19 protein-coding genes are annotated in these 19,576 nt (G+C 73.2%); 10 read left to right on the top strand and 9 right to left on the bottom strand.

The annotated features are described in order from the left end of the window. Positions 1-16: 16 nt before the first annotated feature. The 6 genes from ACU4ZT_RS11105 to ACU4ZT_RS11080 all read right to left on the bottom strand — a co-directional run bounded on the left by ACU4ZT_RS11105 (position 17) and on the right by ACU4ZT_RS11080 (position 8,413). On the bottom strand, positions 17-1,303 hold the full coding sequence (locus ACU4ZT_RS11105; protein ID WP_063070630.1) for a D-arabinono-1,4-lactone oxidase: 1,287 nt from the start codon (positions 1,301-1,303) through the stop codon (positions 17-19). Positions 1,304-1,414: 111 nt separating this feature from the next. After that, positions 1,415-4,483 (bottom strand): glycoside hydrolase family 2 TIM barrel-domain containing protein, encoded by a 3,069-nt coding sequence (locus ACU4ZT_RS11100; RefSeq protein WP_445337177.1) that lies wholly within the window; start codon positions 4,481-4,483, stop codon positions 1,415-1,417. A 134-nt stretch (positions 4,484-4,617) separates the two neighbouring features. Beyond that, the gene (locus ACU4ZT_RS11095; protein ID WP_063070628.1) at positions 4,618-5,586 is read right to left on the bottom strand and encodes a carbohydrate ABC transporter permease; all 969 of its coding nucleotides are present in this window, start codon (positions 5,584-5,586) and stop codon (positions 4,618-4,620) included. Next, a complete protein-coding gene (locus ACU4ZT_RS11090) occupies positions 5,583-6,596 on the bottom strand; it encodes a carbohydrate ABC transporter permease (RefSeq protein ID WP_063070627.1) in 1,014 nt (337 codons plus the stop codon). Before ACU4ZT_RS11090 ends, ACU4ZT_RS11095 begins: the two co-directional genes overlap by 4 nt. Further along, positions 6,593-7,945: an ABC transporter substrate-binding protein gene (locus ACU4ZT_RS11085; protein WP_445337176.1), complete on the bottom strand. Its 1,353-nt coding sequence runs from the start codon at positions 7,943-7,945 to the stop codon at positions 6,593-6,595. Before ACU4ZT_RS11085 ends, ACU4ZT_RS11090 begins: the two co-directional genes overlap by 4 nt. A gap of 207 nt (positions 7,946-8,152) precedes the next feature. Continuing rightward, positions 8,153-8,413 carry a zinc-ribbon domain-containing protein gene (locus tag ACU4ZT_RS11080; RefSeq protein ID WP_445337175.1) on the bottom strand — a complete coding sequence of 87 codons (261 nt, stop codon included), beginning with the start codon at positions 8,411-8,413 and terminating at the stop codon, positions 8,153-8,155. Positions 8,414-8,597: 184 nt separating this feature from the next. Here ACU4ZT_RS11080 and ACU4ZT_RS11075 point away from each other — a divergent pair, with 184 nt between their 5' ends. The 5 genes from ACU4ZT_RS11075 (at position 8,598) to ACU4ZT_RS11055 (ending at position 13,705) form a co-directional block, all read left to right on the top strand. Beyond that, positions 8,598-9,092, top strand: coding sequence for an NfeD family protein (locus tag ACU4ZT_RS11075; protein ID WP_063070624.1), 495 nt, complete (start codon positions 8,598-8,600; stop codon positions 9,090-9,092). 31 nt (positions 9,093-9,123) lie between these two features. Then, on the top strand, positions 9,124-10,575 hold the full coding sequence (locus ACU4ZT_RS11070; protein ID WP_063070623.1) for an SPFH domain-containing protein: 1,452 nt from the start codon (positions 9,124-9,126) through the stop codon (positions 10,573-10,575). 49 nt (positions 10,576-10,624) lie between these two features. Continuing rightward, on the top strand, positions 10,625-11,824 hold the full coding sequence (locus ACU4ZT_RS11065) for an MFS transporter (RefSeq protein ID WP_414764064.1): 1,200 nt from the start codon (positions 10,625-10,627) through the stop codon (positions 11,822-11,824). Between the two features lie 61 nt (positions 11,825-11,885). Further along, the gene (locus tag ACU4ZT_RS11060) at positions 11,886-12,470 is read left to right on the top strand and encodes an ArsR/SmtB family transcription factor (RefSeq protein WP_063070621.1); all 585 of its coding nucleotides are present in this window, start codon (positions 11,886-11,888) and stop codon (positions 12,468-12,470) included. After that, entirely contained in the window at positions 12,467-13,705 is a 1,239-nt protein-coding gene (locus tag ACU4ZT_RS11055; protein ID WP_445337174.1) for an MFS transporter, read from the top strand. Before ACU4ZT_RS11060 ends, ACU4ZT_RS11055 begins: the two co-directional genes overlap by 4 nt. 10 nt (positions 13,706-13,715) lie before the next feature. On the opposite strand, the gene ACU4ZT_RS11050 is transcribed toward ACU4ZT_RS11055, so the two are convergent. Then, complete coding sequence (locus ACU4ZT_RS11050) at positions 13,716-14,597, bottom strand: Rieske (2Fe-2S) protein (RefSeq protein WP_445337173.1); 882 nt, start codon at positions 14,595-14,597, stop codon at positions 13,716-13,718. Between the two features lie 369 nt (positions 14,598-14,966). On the opposite strand from ACU4ZT_RS11050, the gene ACU4ZT_RS11045 reads away from it, so the two are divergent. The 4 genes from ACU4ZT_RS11045 (at position 14,967) to ACU4ZT_RS11030 (ending at position 17,504) form a co-directional block, all read left to right on the top strand. Continuing rightward, positions 14,967-15,359 carry a hypothetical protein gene (locus ACU4ZT_RS11045; protein ID WP_136954252.1) on the top strand — a complete coding sequence of 131 codons (393 nt, stop codon included), beginning with the start codon at positions 14,967-14,969 and terminating at the stop codon, positions 15,357-15,359. 250 nt (positions 15,360-15,609) lie between these two features. Next, entirely contained in the window at positions 15,610-16,041 is a 432-nt protein-coding gene (locus ACU4ZT_RS11040; RefSeq protein WP_063070618.1) for a hypothetical protein, read from the top strand. A 300-nt stretch (positions 16,042-16,341) separates the two neighbouring features. Continuing rightward, positions 16,342-16,773, top strand: coding sequence for a hypothetical protein (locus ACU4ZT_RS11035; RefSeq protein WP_445337172.1), 432 nt, complete (start codon positions 16,342-16,344; stop codon positions 16,771-16,773). Positions 16,774-17,090: 317 nt separating this feature from the next. Continuing rightward, positions 17,091-17,504 carry a hypothetical protein gene (locus ACU4ZT_RS11030; protein ID WP_270981048.1) on the top strand — a complete coding sequence of 138 codons (414 nt, stop codon included), beginning with the start codon at positions 17,091-17,093 and terminating at the stop codon, positions 17,502-17,504. 108 nt (positions 17,505-17,612) lie between these two features. Here the strand turns inward: ACU4ZT_RS11030 and ACU4ZT_RS11025 are convergent, their stop codons facing one another. Both ACU4ZT_RS11025 and ACU4ZT_RS11020 read right to left on the bottom strand, forming a co-directional pair. Continuing rightward, positions 17,613-18,344, bottom strand: a complete 732-nt coding sequence (locus tag ACU4ZT_RS11025; RefSeq protein WP_270981049.1) for a hypothetical protein — start codon at positions 18,342-18,344, stop codon at positions 17,613-17,615. A 9-nt stretch (positions 18,345-18,353) separates the two neighbouring features. Beyond that, positions 18,354-18,830 carry a MarR family winged helix-turn-helix transcriptional regulator gene (locus tag ACU4ZT_RS11020; RefSeq protein ID WP_063070614.1) on the bottom strand — a complete coding sequence of 159 codons (477 nt, stop codon included), beginning with the start codon at positions 18,828-18,830 and terminating at the stop codon, positions 18,354-18,356. A gap of 138 nt (positions 18,831-18,968) precedes the next feature. Between ACU4ZT_RS11020 and ACU4ZT_RS11015 the strand changes: the two genes are divergently transcribed. After that, positions 18,969-19,541, top strand: a complete 573-nt coding sequence (locus ACU4ZT_RS11015; protein ID WP_414748976.1) for a DUF1453 domain-containing protein — start codon at positions 18,969-18,971, stop codon at positions 19,539-19,541. Positions 19,542-19,576: the final 35 nt, after the last annotated feature.

The following is a 19,576-nucleotide window of genomic DNA, read 5'->3' as shown; positions in this document are numbered from 1 at the left end:
CAGCGGCGGATGCGGATCAGCCGAGGAGCGAGCGCTCGAACCAGGCGTTGCGGAACTTGCCCGTCGGATCCAGGCGCTCGGCGAGGGCCAGGAAGTCGCCCGATCGCGGGTACAGCGGGGCGATGTCGGCCGCGGTCGCGGTGAAGACCTTGCCCCAGTGCGGGCGGGCGCCGAAGGGCCGGATGGCCGCCTCGAGCTCCACGAGCAGCGCCTCGACGGCCTCCTGGTCGCGCTTCCACGTGAAGTGCAGGCCGATGGTCGCCTGCCCGTTCTGGGGGCTCAGCCAGAGGCTGTCCTCGGCGACGGCGCGCAGCTCGCAGACGAGGAGGATCGGCCGGATCCGGTCGCCCATGTCGCGCAGCGCCCGCACGGCCTCGACCGCCCGGTCGAGCGGCACGTGGAACTCCGACTGGATCTCCTCGCCGTCGCTCGGCGTGAAGCCCATCTTGAAGTGCGAGAGGCGGTCGGACCAGAGGCCGACGACCCCGAGCTGCGACGTGCTGTTCACCGGATCGATGCCGAGGATCGGGTGGCGCTCCTCCGTCGCGGCGGGCGCCCCGAAGTAGTCGGCCATGACGACCTCGTCCTCGGGCTGGCCGTCGACGCCGAGCTGCACGCGGCTCTTCAGCCACACCTGGTCGGTGGCCTCGCCGAAGCGCGTGAAGACGCTGACGCTGTACGCGCCGCCGAACACGTCCTCGAGGTTCTCGTCGAACGCGTCCCAGCTGAGCCCCTCGAAGACGCGCTGGCGCACGAGGTAGGCGGGCTCCACGTCGAGCGTCACGCGCGTGACCACGCCGAGCGCGCCGAGGCCCACCACGACGCCGTCGAAGTCGTCGTCCCCGCGGCGGTACGTGACCGTCTCGCCGTCGGCCGTGATCATCTCGAGCGCCGTGACGGCCGTGCCGAGGTTGCCGTTGCCGATGCCGGATCCGTGGGTCGCCGTCGCGATGGCGCCGCCGACCGAGATGTGCGGCAGCGACGCGAGGTTGTGGATCGCCAGGCCCTCCTCGCCGAGGAGCTCCGCGAGCTTCCCGTACGCGAGGCCCGCGGAGAACGTGACGGTGCTGGCGTCGCGGTCGATCACGAGGTCGGCCGGCAGCTCGGCGAGCGAGACCAGCACCTCGGAGTCGGCGATGTCGTTGAACGAGTGGCGGGAGCCGAGGACGCGGATGCGCGTCGCCTCGCGGACGATCGTCCGCAGCTCCTCGACGCTCGTCGGCGTGCGGACCTCCCGGGCCCGGTACGCGTAGTTGCCGGCCCAGTTGGTGCCCGCGGTGCCCTGCTCGGTGGTGTCGGTCATGCGTCCTCCTCGCGCCCGCCATCGGACGCCGTCGTCTCCAGCTTGCTCGCCCTCGGGGGAGGAGGGCGTGCGCCGGGCCGCCCGGACGGGCGACCCGGTCCCGCTCCCGCGTCAGCGGCTGCGGAGGGTGAGCTCCAGCGTGCGGGCCGAGGGCCACAGCTGGTGCTCGGGCAGCACGTCGAGTCCGCACGCGCGCGAGCCGAGCCCGTGCTGCGCGGCGTCGATGTACAGGTGCACCGCCTCGCTGGCGGGCAGCTCGTGCGGGTGCGCCGCCCGGTCGAGCTCCTGCGGCGTGTGCCGCGAGGCCGTGAAGCCGGGGCGGCGGCCCGCGGTGTCGGGCCGGGCCTCGATCACGATGCCGCGCTCGCCGTCGAACGTGCCGAGCTCGAGCTCGCGCAGGTCGCTGCGGTGGCCGGTCTCCTGCGGCCGCGAGTACACGGCGCCCAGGTCGTCGACGAGCGACGAGAACCGGCCGACGAGCGCCGCGCGGCGCGAGTCGGGGTACGACTCGAACGGGCCGGTGCCGAACCACTCCGCGTTCGTGACGCTCGCGGGCAGGTCGATGCGGATCCCGACGCGCGGCCAGGTGATGGCCCAGCCGGCGCTCGGCATGATGTCGACGCGCACGTCCAGCGCGCCGTCGGCGCCCTCGGTCCAGCAGTACGTCGTGTCGACCGAGTCGAAGGACTGCGCAGCGCTCGTGCGCACGACGACCGTGAGCGAGCCGGATCCGACCTTCACCGAGCGGACCCGGTGGGTCAACCGGTCGAGGCCGGCCTGGCGCCAACGCGCCTCGCTCGACGGACCGGGGACGCCCTTCCCGAAGGTGAGGCGCGGATCCGCCAGCTCGTAGGAGCCGCTGCTGTCGCTGCGGTCGTTGTCGGTGGGCGCGCGCCACAGCTCGAGGCGCGGGCCGTCGACCTCGAGGCCGCCGAGCCGCACGAGGCGGCCGGTGGCGAGGTCGAACTCGCCGTCGCCGAGGGTGAGGCGCGTGGCACCGGACGCGGGGTACGTCTCCTCGTCGGCGTCGAGCCAGCGGGCGGGCACGGCGGGGCGCGGCGCGGGCGTGAGGTCGAACTGCTCGACGGCGATGACGTGGCCGGCCTCGGCCCACGGCTCGTCGTCGCGGAGGATCGCCTGCACGGTGAGCCACACCTCGGGCGCAGAGCCCTCGGTGCCGCCGGCCGCGGGGTCGCCGGCGTCGAGCGCGTCGGCCGGCAGCGGGATCCGGACGGTGTCGCCGGCCGCGACGGGCTCGGCGTCCAGGACGCCCGTGGCGATGTCGTCGCCGTCGACCGCCAGCACCCAGACGAGGCTCGTGTGCGCCGTGGAGATCGAGTGGTACCGGCTCTCCACGTCGAGGGACGCGGATCCGCCCTCCCGCTCGAGCCGGAACGCGATCGGCTGCACGACGGCCTTGTACTCGGCGAGGCCGGGCGTCGGGGTGTCGTCGGGCAGGACCATGCCGTCCATCACGAAGTTGCCGTCGTGCACGACCTCGCCGAAGTCGCCGCCGTACGCGTAGAACGCCTCGCCGTCCGCGGTCTCGGTGAGGATGCCGTGGTCGCGCCACTCCCACACGAACCCGCCGTGGAGGCGCGGGTACCGCAGCACGAGGTCCTCGTACTCGCCGATCTGGCCGGGGCCGTTGCCCATGGCGTGCACGTACTCGCAGAGGATGAAGGGCTTGGTGCGCTGGCGCATGCCCTCGCCGGGCGTGCAGCCGAGCAGGTCGCCCGGGATCGCGTCGCTGCCGATGGACTCGGTCTCCTGCAGGTTCGAGTACATGCGCGAGTAGACGTCGGTGTACTCGCCCGTGTAGTCGCCCTCGTAGTGCACGGGGCGGCCGGGGTCGCGGCGGTGCACCCACGCCGACATGGCGGCGAGGTTCCGGCCGGTGCCCGCCTCGTTGCCGAGGGACCACATGACGATGGAGGGGTGGTTCTTGTCGCGCTCGATCGTGCGCTCGATGCGGTCGAGGTAGTGGTCGGCGAAGCGCGGGTCGTCGCTGGGGTTGCCGACCCAGCCACCGAACTCGAAGCCGTGCGTCTCGAGGTCGCACTCGTCGATGACCCAGAAGCCGAGCTCGTCGGCGAGGTCGAGCACGCGCGGATGCGGCGGGTAGTGGCTGGTGCGGATCGCGTTGACGTTGTGCTGCTTCATCAGCAGCATGTCGGCGCGCGCGTGCTCCTCGTCGAAGACGCGGCCGCGCTCGGGGTGGGCCTCGTGACGGTTGACGCCGTGGAAGACCACGCGGCGGCCGTTGACGAGGAACCGGTCGCCCTCGATGCGCACGGTGCGGAAGCCGAGGCGGATGGAGAGCGCCTCCACGTTGGTGCGGAGGAAGCCCTGGTACTGCGTGGGGCTCTCGGCGCTCCACGGCTCGACGCGGTCGACGTGCACGGGGGCGACGTCGTCGGGCGTGTCCCAGGTGACGTGGATCCCGAGGTCCTCCACCTCGAACGTGACGGGGAACGCGGCGGGCTCGGCGTCGACCTCGACGTGCACGGTGCCCGCGCCCGTCTCGTGGTCGTACTCGGCGCGGGTCCACGCGTCGTCGATGCCGCCCTGGGGGCGGCCGAGGAGGGTGACGTCGCGGAAGATGCCGGGCAGCCACCACTGGTCCTGGTCCTCGAGGTAGCTGGCGATGGACCACTGGTGCACGCGCACGGCGAGCACGTTGACGCCCGGGCGGAGGAACGGGGTGACGTCGAACTCGTGCGAGAGGCGCGAGCCCATCGCGGTGCCCACCTCGTCGCCGTTCAGCCACACCTTGAAGGCCGACTCGACGCCCTCGAAGCGGAGCACGACGCGCTCGAGCGACTCCCAGTCGGTGGGCACGTCGACCTCGACGCGGTAGTCGCCCGTGGGGTTCTCGTCCGGCACGTAGGGCGGCTCGACCGGGAACGGGTACTGCACGTTCGTGTAGGCGGGGAGGCCGAAGCGGCCGTCCTGGCCGAGCACCCAGTGGCTCGGCACGGGGATCTCGTCCCAGCCGGAGTCGTCGAACGCCGGGTCGGCCATCTCGTCGGAGAGGCCGCGCGGCGTGGGGGAGAGGCGGAACCGCCAGTCGCCGTTCAGCACGATCCGCGGGGCGTCGGAGTGCAGGCAGGAACGGGGACGTCGGGCGGGGCCCGTCGTGGGGGCGAAGTCCTCGAAGTAGGGGAGGGCGTGCGTCATGGGCTTCCTTGCGCGTGGGCGGGGGCGGCGACGTGCCGCTCATCCATCATCGTGGGTCCGGGGGCGCCGCGCCGAATGCGCGGGCGGCCGGGGAGGTCGCCCTGCCCGGCCGCCCGGATCCGTGCGCGGGTGGGTCAGCCCTTCACCGCGCCGTCCGTCAGACCGCCCCGCCAGAACTTCTGCAGCACGATCATCGCGATGATGAGCGGGATGATCGAGACGAGGACACCGCCCGTCGTCAGCTGGTAGAACTCGGGCAGCCGATCGACCTGGCTGCGCCAGTTGTTGAGGCCGAGCGTGATCGGGTACAGCTTGTCGTCGGCCAGCATGATCAGCGGCAGGAAGTAGTTGTTCCAGATGCCGACGAGCTGGAAGAGGAACACCGTCACGAGCGCGGGCGTCATCGAGCGGAGCGCGAGCGTGTGGAAGATCCGCAGCTCGCTGGCGCCGTCGATCCGGCCCGACTCGATCACCGCGTCCTCCACCGACGCCTGCGCGTAGATCCGGCAGAGGAACAGGCCGAACGGCGAGACGAGCGACGGGATGAGCACCGACCAGTACGTGTTCGCGATCCCCATGCTGCTGAAGAGCAGGAACAGCGGCAGCGCGGTGGCGGTGCCCGGCACGAGCACGCCGCCGAGGATGGTGCCGAACACGATGTTCGATCCCCTGAACCTGTACTTCGCGAGCGCGTACCCGCCGGCGGCGGCGAAGTACGTCGCGATGAGCGCACCCACCCCGGCGTAGAGCACCGAGTTCATGAACCAGCGCACGAAGATGCCGTCGTCGTACGTGAACACCATCGTGAGGTTCTGCCAGAGGTTCATGTTCGCGAACAGGAACCCGTTGGTGCTGAACAGGTCGGCCGTCGTCTTCGTGGCCGCGACCACGATGTAGTAGACGGGGACGAGGAAGTACAGCGCGACGAGCGTGAGGATCGCCGTGACGAGGATCCGCGTGGCCGGCTTCGTGCCCGCCCCGTTCGTCTTCCCGACCTTGGAGGGCCGGCTCACCTTCGCCTCGGCGGCCTGCGCGAGGCGCTTCTGCTCCGCCTTGTCCCCGGCGCCCTCGCCGGTGGTCGGTCGGATCTCCGTGGCGGTCATGCGCGCGCCTCCTTCTTCTTCGCGGCGGCGGCTTCCCGCTCCTCCTTGGGCTTCCGGTTCGTGATGCCGAGGAACACGAACGACAGCACGAACGCGGCCAGCGCGATGATGACCGCCTGCGCCGCGGCCACGCCGTAGTCGTTGTACGCGAACGCCGTCGTGTAGGCCGACAGGTTCGGCGTGTACTGCGAGTCGATCGCGGGCGCCGAGGTGCTGAGCACCTGCGGCTCCGCGAACAGCTGCAGCGTGCCGATGATCGAGAAGACGCTCGCGAGCACGAGCGCCGGCCGGATGAGCGGCAGCTGGATCGAGAAGGCCGTGCGCCAGGCGCCCGCCCCGTCGATGCGCGCGGCCTCGTACACGTCCCCGGGGATCGACTTCAGCTGGGCGATGATGATGAGCATGTTGTAGCCCGTGTAGGTCCAGGTCACGATGTTCGCGATGGACCACAGCACGGTGCCGGCGCCGAGGAAGTCGAGCTGGACCCCGAACATCTCGCCGATGTCGATGATGGGCGACAGGCCCGGGATGTAGAGGAAGCCCCACAGGATCGTCGCGATCACGCCCGGCACGCCGTACGGCATGAAGTAGGCCGCCCGGAAGAACTGGGGCCACTTCGCCGACGCCGACTCGAGCAGGAGCGCGAGGATCGTGCAGAGGATGATCATCACCGGCACCTGCACGATGCCGAACAGCAGCACCCGGCCGATGGACGCCGTGAAGGCGTCGTTGTGGAGCGCGAGCACGTAGTTCTCCAGCCCCGCGAACGCGGTGGTCACGCCCTGCTCGCCGAAGAGGCCCTCGCGGCGCACGGTCGTGAACGACTGGAACACGGCGTAGATGATCGGGAGCACGAAGGTCAGCAGGAAGACCGCGAGGAACGGCGCGAGCAGCACCCACGGTGCGATGGTCTGCGACTTCTTCAGCTGGCCACGGCTGACGCCCGAGCGCGGGGCGCGGGTGGGACGGACGGCGGTGCGCGAGCCCGCGGGCCGCGTGTCGACGCTCATGCGGACGCCGCCTCGACCGTGAGGCCCTTGTTGCGGAAGGCCTCGATCACGGCCTCCTGCGCGAGCGGGAGCGACTCGACGAGGGTCTGGCCGCTCGTGAGCTTGCGGCGGAACTCGTCCTGCAGCGTGTTCAGCGTGAACTGCGTGAGCGGGCACCAGGTCCAGTCGAGGTTCTGCTCCTTCGCGGCGGGCACGAAGACCTCCTCGTTGTAGCTCTGGCCGCCGAAGAACGCGCTCGGCTCCTGCCGGGCCGCACCGATGTAGTCGGTCGCCGGGGACCAGCCGATGCCGGAGTTCTCGATCATCGCGTCGATGCCCTCGGGTGAGGTCGTCATCCAGGTCATGAACTTGAGCGCCTCCACCGGGTGCTTGCTGTTCGCGAGCACGGCCGCGGTGGATCCGCCGAGGTAGCTCGACCCGTACGCCCCGTCGAAGGACCACGTCTGCATGGGCGCCACGCGCCACTTGCCCTCCGCGCCGGAGACCGACTGGATGAGGGCGTCGCCCCAGCTGGCGCTCGTGGCGCCGAAGATCTTCGCGTCGGCCGCGGCCGCGTACCAGGGCGGCGAGTACGCCGTGTACGTCGTGTTGACGACGTCGTCGTCGATCGCCTTGTCGAAGAACGCGGCGACCTCCTTCGTGCGGTCGTCGAGCATATCGACGACCCAGCGCTCGCCGTCGATCCGGAACCAGTTCGCGCCGGCCTGCGTCGCGTAGGAGGTGAAGACGCTGGCGTCCGAGACGGGGAAGCAGTCGAGGTAGTTGCCGGCGCCGGTCTTGCGGACCTCGGCGCTGATGGCGGCCCAGTCGTCCCACGTGGCGGGCGGCTGGCCGCCCACCTGGTCGAGGAGCTCGGGCTGGTAGTAGAAGGCCATGGGGCCGGAGTCCTGCGGGATCCCGAAGACGCCGTCCTGGAAGCTGACCTGCTTCCACAGCGCCTCGTCGTAGCGGTCCTCGTACTCCTCGACGCCGTAGCGGGTGAGGTCGACGAGCCCGTTCGCGAGGAGGAACTCGGGGAGCTGCCGGAGCTCGACCTGGCCGATGTCGGGGCCACCGCCTGCCGTGATGGCCGAGTACATCTTGTTGTAGCCGCCGGCGTTGCCGCCGGGGATCCACACGGCCTCGACCTGGATGTCCGGGTTCTGCGCGTTCCACACGTCGGCGACCTTCTGCAGGTCCTTCAGCCACGCCCAGTACGTGAGCGTGACCTTCTCGCCCGGTGCGGCTGCCGGGATCGGCGGGTCGGAGTTGACCAGCCTCCCGCCCGGTGCCGAGCAGGACGCGAGGGCCAGCGTGCCCGCGGCGGCGGCCCCCACCCCCAGAGCCTGTCTCCTGCTGATCGAATGCATCGTCGCATCCCCTCCGTCGTCGTCGATGGAATCGGCGCGTGGCGCCACTCGCCACTCTAGGCGGCGGGCGAAACTTATTCCTAACCCGTGGTCGGGATTCCTGGGAGCGCGGCGGGCGGTGTCCGGGAGCACCCCGTCCGGGGGCGCGGGCGCTCGGGCGCTCGGGCGCTCGGGTGCTCGCGGCGGACGGCGGGTCGACGGCGCGCGTCAGCGCCGCGCGCCGCGGTTCCGCACGGCCCACTCGAGCGCGTGCATGGCCTGGTCCTTCGTGAGCCGCGTCTCGAGCGCGCACGTCGGGCAGACCACGCGGTAGGTGGAGCGGAGGCGGATCAGCGGCACGAGGAACGCCGTGAGCCGGACGGTGCGGTGCAGCACGCGCTGGGGGTTCGCCACGCCGCAGCGGAGGCACGCGAACGTGACGATCACGATGAGGGCGTCGCGGGCGCGGGTGCCGAACAGGAGGATCACCTCCCGAGGCTACGCGCGGCGACGCGGAGCATAGGGCGTCGAGCGGCCCCCGGACGAGGACGCGACGCGGAGCGGATCACCCGGTACGTTCGAGGGACACGCACACGGCAGATCGGCCCCGCATGACCACGCACCACGTCGGCGCGCACGTCTCGCCCGCGGCGGCCTGCCCCGGAGCGGCGGCGTGATCGTCTTCGTGGTCGTCGGCGCCGTCGGCCTCCTGCTCCTCCTCTCCAGCATCGTGCTCGGCGACCTGCTCGACGCGATCGGCGGCGGCGACGGCCTCGTCTCGGGCGTCGCGCTGGGTGCGGCCCTCGCCATCTACGGGGTCGGCGGCGTGCTCGCCGACCAGGCGGGCATCGGCTCCGGCGGCGCGATCGCGATCGCCGTGGCCCTCGCGCTCGTCGCCCTCGTCGTGGTGCAGCTCACCGTCCGCTTCGTCGCGAAGCAGGAGAGCGGCGGCACGTACTCGCCCGTCGGGATGGTCGGCGTCGTCACCTCGCCCACGTCCTCCGCGGGCGGTGAGGTGCGTCTCGAGCACATCCGCGAGCTGGAGCGCCGGCTCGCCACGAGCGACGAGCGCCTCCCCGTCGGCACCCGCATCCGCGTCGTCTCCGAGGACGGGTTCCGGGTGCACGTCGAGCCGGACGCGCCCGCGGACGCGGACCCCCTCACCTAGCAGCACCCGTCCCAACGAGAGGAACCATCCCGTGGACCTGATATCCGGCGGCACGACAGCCATCGCCGTCATCGTCGTCATCGTCATCCTGGTGGCGCTGGTGGCGTTCATCGCCTCCCGCGTGCGCCGCGTGCCGCCGAACCAGGCGCTCGTCATCGTCGGCCGCAACGCCGAGCGCAGCGAGGGCGGGGCCGGGTTCTCCAGCCCGCAGAAGGTCATCATCGGCGGCCGGACCTTCATCTGGCCGATCTTCCAGGAGGGCTTCACGCTCTCCCTCGAGCAGTACCAGACGAGCGTCACGGCCGAGGCGCGCGACGCCAACTTCATCAACACCGCCGTCGTCGCCACCGTCAACTTCAAGGTGACGGGCACGGAGGACGGCGTGCGCCGCGCCGTGCAGCGCTACCTCCTCCAGCAGGACGCACTGCCGGAGATCGTGCGGCAGTCGCTCGAGGGCGCGATCCGCGGCCTCATCGGCGACCGGCCCGTGGACGAGCTCGTGAAGAGCTTCTCCGTCGTGGCACAGGAGGCCGTGAACCAGACGAAGAACGACCTCGCGGAGCTCGGCCTCCAGATCGAGACGCTCAACGTCCGCGAGATCACGACGCCGGGCAGCACCTACCTCGACGACCGGGCCCGCTCGAACGCCGCGCGCGCCCGCCAGATCGCCGAGGTCGCGGAGGCCGAGAACAAGCGGATCTCCGCGCTCGCCGCGATCGAGAACGACCAGCAGACCGCCGAGCGCCAGCTCGAGCTCGACCTGCGCCGCGCGGCCATCAAGGCCGACACCGACCGCGCCAACGCCACCGCGTTCGCGGCCGGCGAGCTCGCGAAGGCCGAGCAGGACCGCCTGGTCGCCGACCAGGAGCGCACGGCCGTGGCCGCCCAAGCCGAGGTCTCGAAGGAGCGCCTGCGCATCGACGTGGAGCTCCCCGCCGAGGCGCGCAAGTACGCGACCGTCCAGGACGCGCAGGCGGCCCGCGACGCCGAGAAGGCGAAGGTCGACGTGGAGGTCTACCAGCGCACGCAGAACGCCGAGGCGGCGAAGACCGCGGCCGTGAATGAGGCCGCGTCCATCACCGCGCTCGGGAAGGCGAACGCCGACGCGATCCAGGCCCGCGGCCAGGCGGAGGCCGAGGCGGCCGCCGCGCTCGCCGAGGCGCAGAACAAGCTGTCGCGCGAGGCGCTGCAGGCGCGCATCATCGCGTCGATGCCCGAGATCGCCCGCGAGATGGCGGCGCCGCTGGCGAACGTCGACAACATGACGATCATCTCGGCGGACGGCGCGAACGCGCTCAACCGCTCGGTGGCCGAGAACATGGCGACGCTGCCGAAGCTGCTCAAGGACACCACGGGCATCGACGTCGCCACGGCGCTGAGCTCGTTCCTCGGCTCGACCGCCGCGGGCGCGACGGCCGGATCCGGCGCGACCACCGCGGACGTCGGCCCCGGGACGGCCGCGTCCGAGGGCACCGGGATCTGATCCCGATGACCGGGCTCCTCGGGGCGCACGCCGCCCCGGGGAGCCCGGCGTGAGACGCACGAGCCCGTTCGGGGCGTTGTGGGGTGCGAACGCGCTCTCCAACCTCGCGGACGGGCTCGTCTTCGTCGCCATGCCGCTCGTCGCGGCAGAGCTCACGGACGACCCGCGGCTCGTGGCAGGGCTCGCGACGACGTACGCGCTCGTGCGGCTCGTGGTCGCGTTGCCGGTCGGCGTGCACGTCGACCGGATCGACCGGCGCACGCTGCTCGTGGTCGCGAACGCGCTCCGCGGCGTGGCGGTGCTCGCGCTCGCGGTGTCGCTGCAGACGGGCGCCGGCTCCCTGGTCGTGCTCTACGCGGTGATGGCCGTGGTCGGCGCGCTCGAGAGCGCCGCCGACGGCGCCGCGGTCGCCGTGCTGCCGTCGCTCGTGCCGCGGGACGGCCTCGACCGGGCCAACGCGCGCATCGCGGGGACCCAGCTCGTGGCGGACGAGTTCGTGGGGCCGCCGCTCGGCGGGATCCTCTTCGCGCTCGCCGCCGCCGTGCCCGTGTACGCGACGGGCGGGCTGTGGCTCGCGGCCGGCGCGATGGCGCTCGCCCTGCCGCGGCGCTCGCCCGCCGCGGCTCCCCTCGACGGGCCGCGCGCCTCCGTCGTGCGCGAGGCTGCGGAGGGCGTGCGCTGGCTCGCGCGGCACCGTGTGGTCGGATCGCTCGCCCTCATCGGCGGCCTGGCCAGCGTCGGCTACATGCTCCCGTTCTCGGTGCTCGTGCTCTTCGCGCGCGACCGGCTCGGGCTCGACGCGGCCGGCTACGGCGTGCTCCTCGCGGCGTCGGCGCTCGGCGGCCTGGCCGGATCCGCGATCGCCGCGCCCCTGCGCTCCCGCCTCGGCGCCCGATGGACCATCACGGCCGCCCTCGCGCTCGGCTGCGCGAGCCTCGCCGGGCTCGCGGTCGCGCGGGATCCGGTCGTCGCGGGCGTCCTGCTCGCGCTCTACATCCTGCACGCGGTGGTCTGGAGCGTCTGCGCGACCTCGCTCCGGCAGCGCCTGGTGCCGGATCCGCTGCTCGGCCGGGTGGGCGCCGCCGGCCGCGTGCTCAGCCTGCTCGGCCTGGCGGTCGGATCCGCGCTGGGCGGCGCGCTCGCGACGGCGGGCATCGCGGTGCCGACGATCGCGGGGTCCGTGGCGTTCGCGGGCTGCGCGGTGGTCGCGGTCGTGAGCTTGCGCGGGACGGCGGATGCGACGGCCTGATCGCCGACGACGGCTGTGGAGGACGCGCCCGCGGCGTCGCTCGCGTCGCGACCATCGAAGGATGTCCTTCGATGCCCGGTCCGAACAGCGACGCGTCACGGGCGCCGCCGAGCTCCGAGCCCTCGCGAACCCGCTGCGGCTCGCCATCCTCGAGGAGATGACGCTCGACGGTCCCCTCACCGCGTCGCAGCTCGCCCCTCGCGTGGGAGCGTCGCCCAGCCTCTGCTCCTTCCACCTGCGGCATCTCGCGGAGCACGGCTTCGTCCGCGAGAGCGCGCGTCCCGGCGGGCGCGCACGTCCGTGGGAGGTGACGAGCGACGGCCTCCACCTCGAGTCGGAGGGGAGCGCGGAGGAGCGGCGGGCGGGCGAGGTCCTCCACCGCGTCCTCGTCGACCGGTGGCTCGCGCGGTACGGGGAGTGGCGCGAGACGGCGACGGCGTACCCGGAGCAGTGGCGGGACGCCGCCGTGCACGACCAGTACGGGTACTGGCTGACTCCGGCCGAGCTCGCGGAGCTGCGGCAGCGCATCGAGGACATGATCCGGCCGCTCCACGGCGAGCGCCGCACGGATCCCGCGTCCCGGCCCGCGGGGGCGCTGCCCGTCGAGCTGCTCGTGCTGGGCTACCCGATGCGCCCTGCCCCGTGACGGGGATCGCCGCCCGGCCCCTCGCGCGACTGTTCGGCGATCGCCGCTCACGCATCTACCTGGGCGGGCAGATCGCCTCGATCTTCGGCGACACCGCCCTGTTCCTCTCCGCGGCGGTGTGGGTGCGGGAGCTGACCGGATCCGACGGCGCCGCCGCCGCGACGTTCCTCTTCCTCACCGCGCCCGCGCTGGCCGCGCCGTTCGTCGGGGTGCTCGTCGACCGGGTGCGCCGGAGGCCTCTCCTCATCGTCGTGAACGCGATGACGGGCGCCGTGGTCCTGCTCCTGCTGCTGGTGCGCGATGCCGGCGACGTGCGGCTCGTCTACGCCGTCATGACGCTCTACGGCGCCGCGTCCACGATCATCTCCTCGGCGCAGTCCGCCCTCCTGCCGGCGATCGTCCCGGAGGAGCTGCTCGGCGACGCCAACGGCCTGCTCCAGACGGTCCAGCAGGGTGCCCGCGTGCTCAGCCCGGTCGTGGGCGTCGGCCTGTTCACGGCGTTCGGGGGCGGCGTGGTCGCCGTCGTCGACGCCGTCTCGTTCGCCGTGGCCGTCGTCACGCTGATGGTCATACGGGTCGACGAGCCGACCCCGTCCCCGCGCGACCGGACGGTGTCGGTGCGGGCGGACATCGGCGCGGGCTTCGCGCACGTCCGGACGGATCCGGCGCTACGCGTGGTCGTGGTCGTCTGCGCCGGGGTGTGGGGCGCGCTCGGCCTCTCGGAGAGCGTGGTGTTCGCCGTCGTGAGCCAGGGCCTCGGCCTCGAGCCGTCGTTCCTCGGCGCGACGGCCAGCCTGCAGGGCGCGGGCGCCCTCGTCGGCGGCGTCCTGTCCGCGCGCCTGATCCGGTGGCGCGGGGAGCTGCGAGTGGCCGGCGGCGCATCCGCCGCGCTCGCCGCGGGTTTCCTGCTCTGGATGCTGCCGGACGCGCCGGCGGTCCTGCTCGGCTCCCTCGTCCTGGGTGCCGCCCTGCCCCCGCTCGTCGTCGGCTGCACGACCCTCATCCAGCGGCGGTCACCCGATCGGCTGCGCGGCCGCGTCTACTCGGCGTTCGACATGGCGCTCACGGTGCCGCAGACGGCGGCGATCGCGGTCGGGGCCTCGCTCGTCGCGCACATGCCCTACCGAGCGCTGCTCATCGTGATGTGCGTCGTCCTCGCGGGTGCCGCGGCGGTGCTCCTGCGAGCCGGCCCGCGGGTCGACGCGGGTCCTCTCGGCCCGGATCCAGCCGGTTGACGTGTCGGGATCACCCCGCGTTCGGCAGCCGCACCTCCACGAGCCCGCCCGTGACGCGCGTCTCGAAGCGGGGCTGCGGCGCGGTGGCGGGTCCGTGGATCACGTCGCCGGTCGCGAGGCTGAAGACGCTGTCGTGCCACGGGCAGGTGACGCACGCCTCGCCGGTCGTGGGGTCGGTGCCGAGCTCGCCCTCGTCGAGCGGGGCGGAGAGGTGACTGCACACGTTGCTGAGGGCGTCGACGGTCATGCCGTGGCGCCGCACGAGCACGGGCAGGCCCGCGACGTCGCGCTTCGTGAGGCGGCCGTCGGGCAGGTCGTCGAGCTGGCCGAGCTCCTGCCAGCCCACCGGGAAGCGGTGCGGCACGTCCTCCGCGTGGTTGGCGCCCGCCGCCTGCCGGTAGGCGAGGTGGCCGCCGAGGAAGCCGCCGGCCGACACGAGCCCGAGGCCCGCGAGACCGAGCAGCTTGCCGCTCGTCTGCTTGCCGCGCGCCCGCTGGATCCAGGAGAGCCCGTAGAGGCCCGTCGCGAGCGCGTTGGCCGCGGAGTGCACGATGCCGACGCGCATCTGCTGCTCGTGCAGCTGCGACCAGTCGGCGTAGCCGGAGACGATGGACGGCGCGGCGCTGAGGATCCCGACGCCCACGAGCGCCTGGCTGGCCTTCTCGTTGCCGGGCAGGAGGTCGAGGACCGCGGACGACACCCACGCGCCGGTGGGGATCAGCACGGCGACCGGGTGCAGCGGGTGCCCGAACGGCACGCCGTGCAGCAGGTCGGCGAGGGCGCGGGGCTTCAGCAGCGCGGTGACGACGCCCTTCACCCGGTCGACGATCGGATCCAGCGCCTCGGCGTCCTCGATCCTCGTGATGGCCGCGACGAGCTTCAGCTCCCTCATGGGGTCTCCTGCCGGTTCCGGCGCCGCCGTCGGCGCTCTCCTCCCAGGGAACGCCCGCGGGCGAGCAGTGACAAGGCCGGGCGGGTCGATCCTCAGCGGCCACGACGAGCGCGGCCCCCGCCGCTCCGACCTCGTCCTCGTCCTCGTCCTCCTCAGCGGAGGCCGGGCCAGCGGATCCGCTGACGCGGCGGGTGCGACCGGCGCACCCCAGTCGTCCGTCTGGAGTTCACGTCCGCTCCTGTGGATGCCCGGCACGGCTCGCGGCGCGTCAATAGGGTTCGACTGCTCCCCGGCGACGGTCGCCGCGGACCACCAGGAGTCCTCATGTCCTCTTCCCTCGGCGCCGCCGCGCGTCTCACCCCACGGCGCATGCTGGCGACGGCCGCCCTCGCGGCGGTCATCGCTCTCGGCGTCTCGGTCGCCACGCCGGCCGGTCCGGCGACCGCGACGCCCGTCGTGGCCTCCTCGTCCGCATCTTCGTCCCCGGTAGCCGATCCGATCGCGGCGAGCGAATGGCTGCACATCTCCTCTCGCACCTACTTCGTTAGTTCGACCGACCTCTCCATGCTGGCAAGCCAACAGATCTCCCTCGCGGGACTCGCGGTGAAGACCTGCACGGCACATGGATCGGGGAGGACGTGCGTGCCGCTCGTGGAGGCCGGCCTGCGCCTCCTCGGTCGGGTGACCGTGTTCACCTGCGGGGGCTTGAGCGGCTACACCGTGGTCGTCCCCTCGTTCGGGAAATCGCACTGCGGCCGCTGATCCACGCGCGCCGAGCCCCTGCGCGGAACCGCTCCGGACCCTCCTGGGCGGAGCGGTGCCCTCTGCCTCGGTAGCCGGATGCCGAACGGGCCGGAGCCGGGGCCGCTCCCGCGGCGGGTGCGCGTGGCACGCACCCGCCGTCTGCGGCGCGCCCTCGCCCGCACGTGCACAGGCAGCCCGCCGGGAGGCGGCGCGTCGCTACGGTTCGACTGCTCCGCGGCGATGGTCGTCGTGGACCATCAGGGGCCCCATGTCCTCTCGCCTCACGACCACCCCGCCGTCCACCACCCGACGCCTGCTCGCGACGGCCGCCCTGGCGGCGGTCCTCGGTCTCGGCGTGTCGATGTCCGCCCCGGCCGGCTCCGCATCCGCAGCCCCCGCCGCGTCGACCTCGTCCTCCGCGGCGCAGGCGGACCCGATCGCGGCGAGCCAGGCGGATCCCATCGAGCGCACGTTCTACGTCAGCCCGCGAGCGGTCGACAACATCAAGTCGGGGACACTCCAGCCCCGCGCGCTCGCGGGCCTGATCTGCACCCGGTTCCACTCGGGCCTGGGCTGCGTCGAGTCGCTCACCCTGGTGCTCCGGGGCGGGCCGGGGACGACCGACCCGCGCACGTGCCAGCGCGGTCAGGGCTTCACCATCTCGTACTTCTCGACGCACCGGTCGCACTGCGGCCGGTGACGGAGGCACATCCGGCCGGTGCCGGACCACGACGACCGCCGGGCCCGCGTCGCGGGGGCGATCGTCGGCGGCATCCGGCGCTCACGCTGCCGGCGCGATGACGGAGGGAACGGGCCGGAGGATCTCCTCCGGCCCGTTCCGCGCGTCGACGCGGGCTGGGTCCGCGTCACGCGTCCGTCCCCGCTCCGGTGCGCCACCGGCACGGCGGCACCCGTCCACAGGCGGTCCGGCGCGGCGCAGCGCATCGCTACGGTTCGATCGCTCCCCGGCGACGGTCGCCGCGGACCACAAGGAGTCCACATGCCCTCTCACCTCGGAACCACCCCGCGACGCACCTCTCGCCGCCTCCTGGCGACGGCCGCCCTCGCGGCGGTCGTCGGTCTCGGTGTCTCCGTCTCCACTCCGGCCGGCTCGGCATCCGCCGCCCCCGCCGCGCCGACCTCGTCCTCCACCGCGGACGCCGGCTCGATCACGGCGAGCCAGGCGGGACTGGTCAACCGCCCCTTCTTCGTCACGCCGTACGACCTCGCGCGATTCGCGTACGGCCAGACCGACCCCGACAAGCTCGCGGTCCAGATCTGCACGGCGAATCACACGGGGAGGGCCTGCGTGACGATCGCCTCCTACGTCCTCCGGCGTGGACAGGGCATGGTGGATTGGCGCACCTGCAACATCACCGGCGGCTACACCATCGTGTTCCCCGACGCCTTCCAGTCGCGCTGCGGCCGCTGACGGTCGAGCGGCACGCACCCGGCCGGGACCCCTCCGGCCCCTCCTGAGCGCACCCGCGCTCTCCGCACGGCCCGACGGGCCGGAGGTCTCCACCTCCGGCCCGTCTCGTCGTCCCCGGGTCCTGCCTCCGTCCCGCTCGGCATGCACGTCCGGACTCGTTCGGATGCGCAGCGGGTCGTCCGGAGGCCGGCGGACCGGGGCCGGAGGTCAGAGGCCGAGTGCACAGGCGCGGGCCGCGCGCACGGCCCGGCCCCGAGGACCCGCTAGCGTCTCGATCCGCCGCGATCCCCCCTTTCTCGCGCGCAGAAGGAACACCCATGTCATCTCAGATCAGCAGCGCCGCCCGCCGCCTTGCCGCCGCCCTGGCGCTCGCCGCCGTCGTGACCCTCGGGGTCTCCGTCGCCTCGCCGACGGATGCGGCGTCGGCCGCGAGCACGACCACGTGGACGCACTCCTCGGAGAGCCGCCCGGCCGACGCCGGGGCCGTGGCCGCGAGCGACCGCCGTCAGCCGACGGGGCGGCTGTACATCGCGCCCAAGTACTTCGACGAGTCGTACAGCGTCATCGTCGCCGCACATGACGTGTGCGACTCCTATCGCCTCGGCGAACAGTGCTACAGGAGCCTGCAGAAGCTGTTCATGAGCGACATGGCCGGGGAAGACGACTGCCAGGAACATGGCGCGGACGCGGTGATTCCCTACATCCAGTACTCGCACTGCCGCAAGTCCTGACGGATCCGATGCATCGGGCGGGCCGGGGGATCTCCTCCGGCCCGTTCTGCACGTGGGGCGCCTGACGCCTGCCGCTCCATCACCTGCCCCCAGGTTCCTCGCGGGCTCTCAGGCGTCCGGATCCTGCGCCGCATGCCGGGACGCGACGGGTCGGCCGCGTCGCGCGGCCCGGTAGCCCGGCGCCCGCAGCCGCCGCGTCCACGGATAGGTGGTGTCCCCGGGCGGCGCCGCGAGCACCGGATCCGCGCGCGTCGCCGTGTCGAGCGGCCCGCTCGCGTCGTGGCCCAGCTCGATGCGCGCCGCCACGTGCCACCGCCCGCGCGGCGTCGCGTGCACGAGCCGCATCCCGGCGGGCCGGGTCGCGAGCGCCCGCCCGAGGTCGGCGGCGCCGGCCGGCAGCGGCGGATCCGCGTCCACCAGCACGCCGACGAGCACCGGTCCCGCGGATCCGCGGTACGGCATCAGCGTGGTGAGTCGCGCGCCGGAGAGCGCGCGCCGCGGTGCGAGGAGGAATCGGCCGAGCGGCGAGAGGCCCGTGGTCGCGAGCAGCAGGTCGACCGTGGTGCCGCCGCCGTCCGGGATCCGCAGTGCCAGCCCGAGCACGTCGGGGAGCGCTGGCGGGAGGCCGCCGCCGCGGGAGAAGCGGGCGTCGACGGCGAGCGGCGCGTCGAGCCTGTCGAGCCACGCGAGCCCGGATGCGGCACGGCCCGCGACGGGCGTCAGCGTCCCGGAGAGCGCGACGCCGTGCGGATGCAGCGGCCGCGGCCGACGCACGAGGCGGACGGCGGAGACGAGCCCCGCGAGGACGTTCCCGCCGACGCGGGCCGTGGTGCCGGACATCCCCCGACCCTATTCCGGTGCGCGCTCGGCGTCCCGGATGCGTCCGGGTGCGATCAGCGCATGGGCCCTCGTGAGGAGGCGCTCCAGCTCCGCCGCGTCGGCCGCGTCGAGATGGGGGAGCGCGCGTGTCAGGGCGTCGCCGATCGGTCGGCGCCCCTCCTCGTGCAGGGCGCGCCGAGCGGTCTCCGGCGCGAGCCGCACGAGGGTGCGTCTCCCGTCGGCCGGATCCGCCTCGAGCCGCAGCACGCCCTTGTCGGCCAGCTGCCGGGCCAGCGTCGAGACCCAGCTCTGCGCGAGCCCGGTCGTCTCGCAGAGCTGGCGGATGGTGCTGCCGGGCTGCCGGGCGACGGCCTCGATGAGCGTCAGCTCGCCGCCGGTCACCGGGAGGTCGCGCCCGCCCTGGCTGGCCTCGAGGGCGATCTCGCGCAGGATCCGGGCGAGCCGGCTCAGCGCGACGACGTCGATCGCGGGCTCCCGAGCGGCCATGCCCACCTCCTTCGCTGACGACGCGGGCTCTTGCGCCTGCCCTGGATGGACAATAGCATCTGCCACAGATGCATCGCATGCAGATGTATTTGTTCCGGCACCGACGGGCCGGATGCCGGAGGTGGAGGAGGGTCGCGGATGGACGTGTCGGACGCGCTCGTCTCCATCGCGCTGATCCTGCTCGTGGTGCGGCAGCTCCGGGGTCGACGCCTGACGCTCCTCAGCCTCCTGTGGCCGGTCCTGCTCGTGGCCTGGGCGGGGGTCGAGTACCTCGGCGCCGTCGCGCCGTTCGCATCCGACCGTGCGCTCGTCGCGGGCCTCGGCGCGCTGGGTGCGGCGCTGGGCATCGCGTGCGGGCTCCTCACCCGGGTGGAGGCGCGCGCCGGGGTCGTCGTCGCCCGGGCGTCCTGGCTCGCGGCGGCCGCGTGGATCGCGGGGATGGGCGGGCGCCTCGCCTTCGGCCTGATCGCCCTCCACGGGGGCGGGCGGATCATCGCCGAGGCGAGCGTCCGTCTCGACCTGCACGCGGCAGGCACGTGGTCGACCGCGCTCATCACGATGGCCCTGGCGGAGGTGGTGGCGCGGACCGCGGTGCTCGCCGCACGGCATCGGACGATCACCCGACGCATCGCGGGCGAGCGCGGCGATGGTCGCCGCGCGTCCGCCGCCGCGCTGGCCACCCCCGTGGACGACGGAGGGCCGGAGGGGTGATCCCCTCCGGCCCTCGCGCGATCGCGTCCGGCCTG

The organism is Clavibacter davisi (assembly GCF_052751415.1).
The sequence above is the reverse complement of the archived record's forward strand: the minus strand, read 5'-3'. Positions and strand labels throughout refer to the sequence as shown.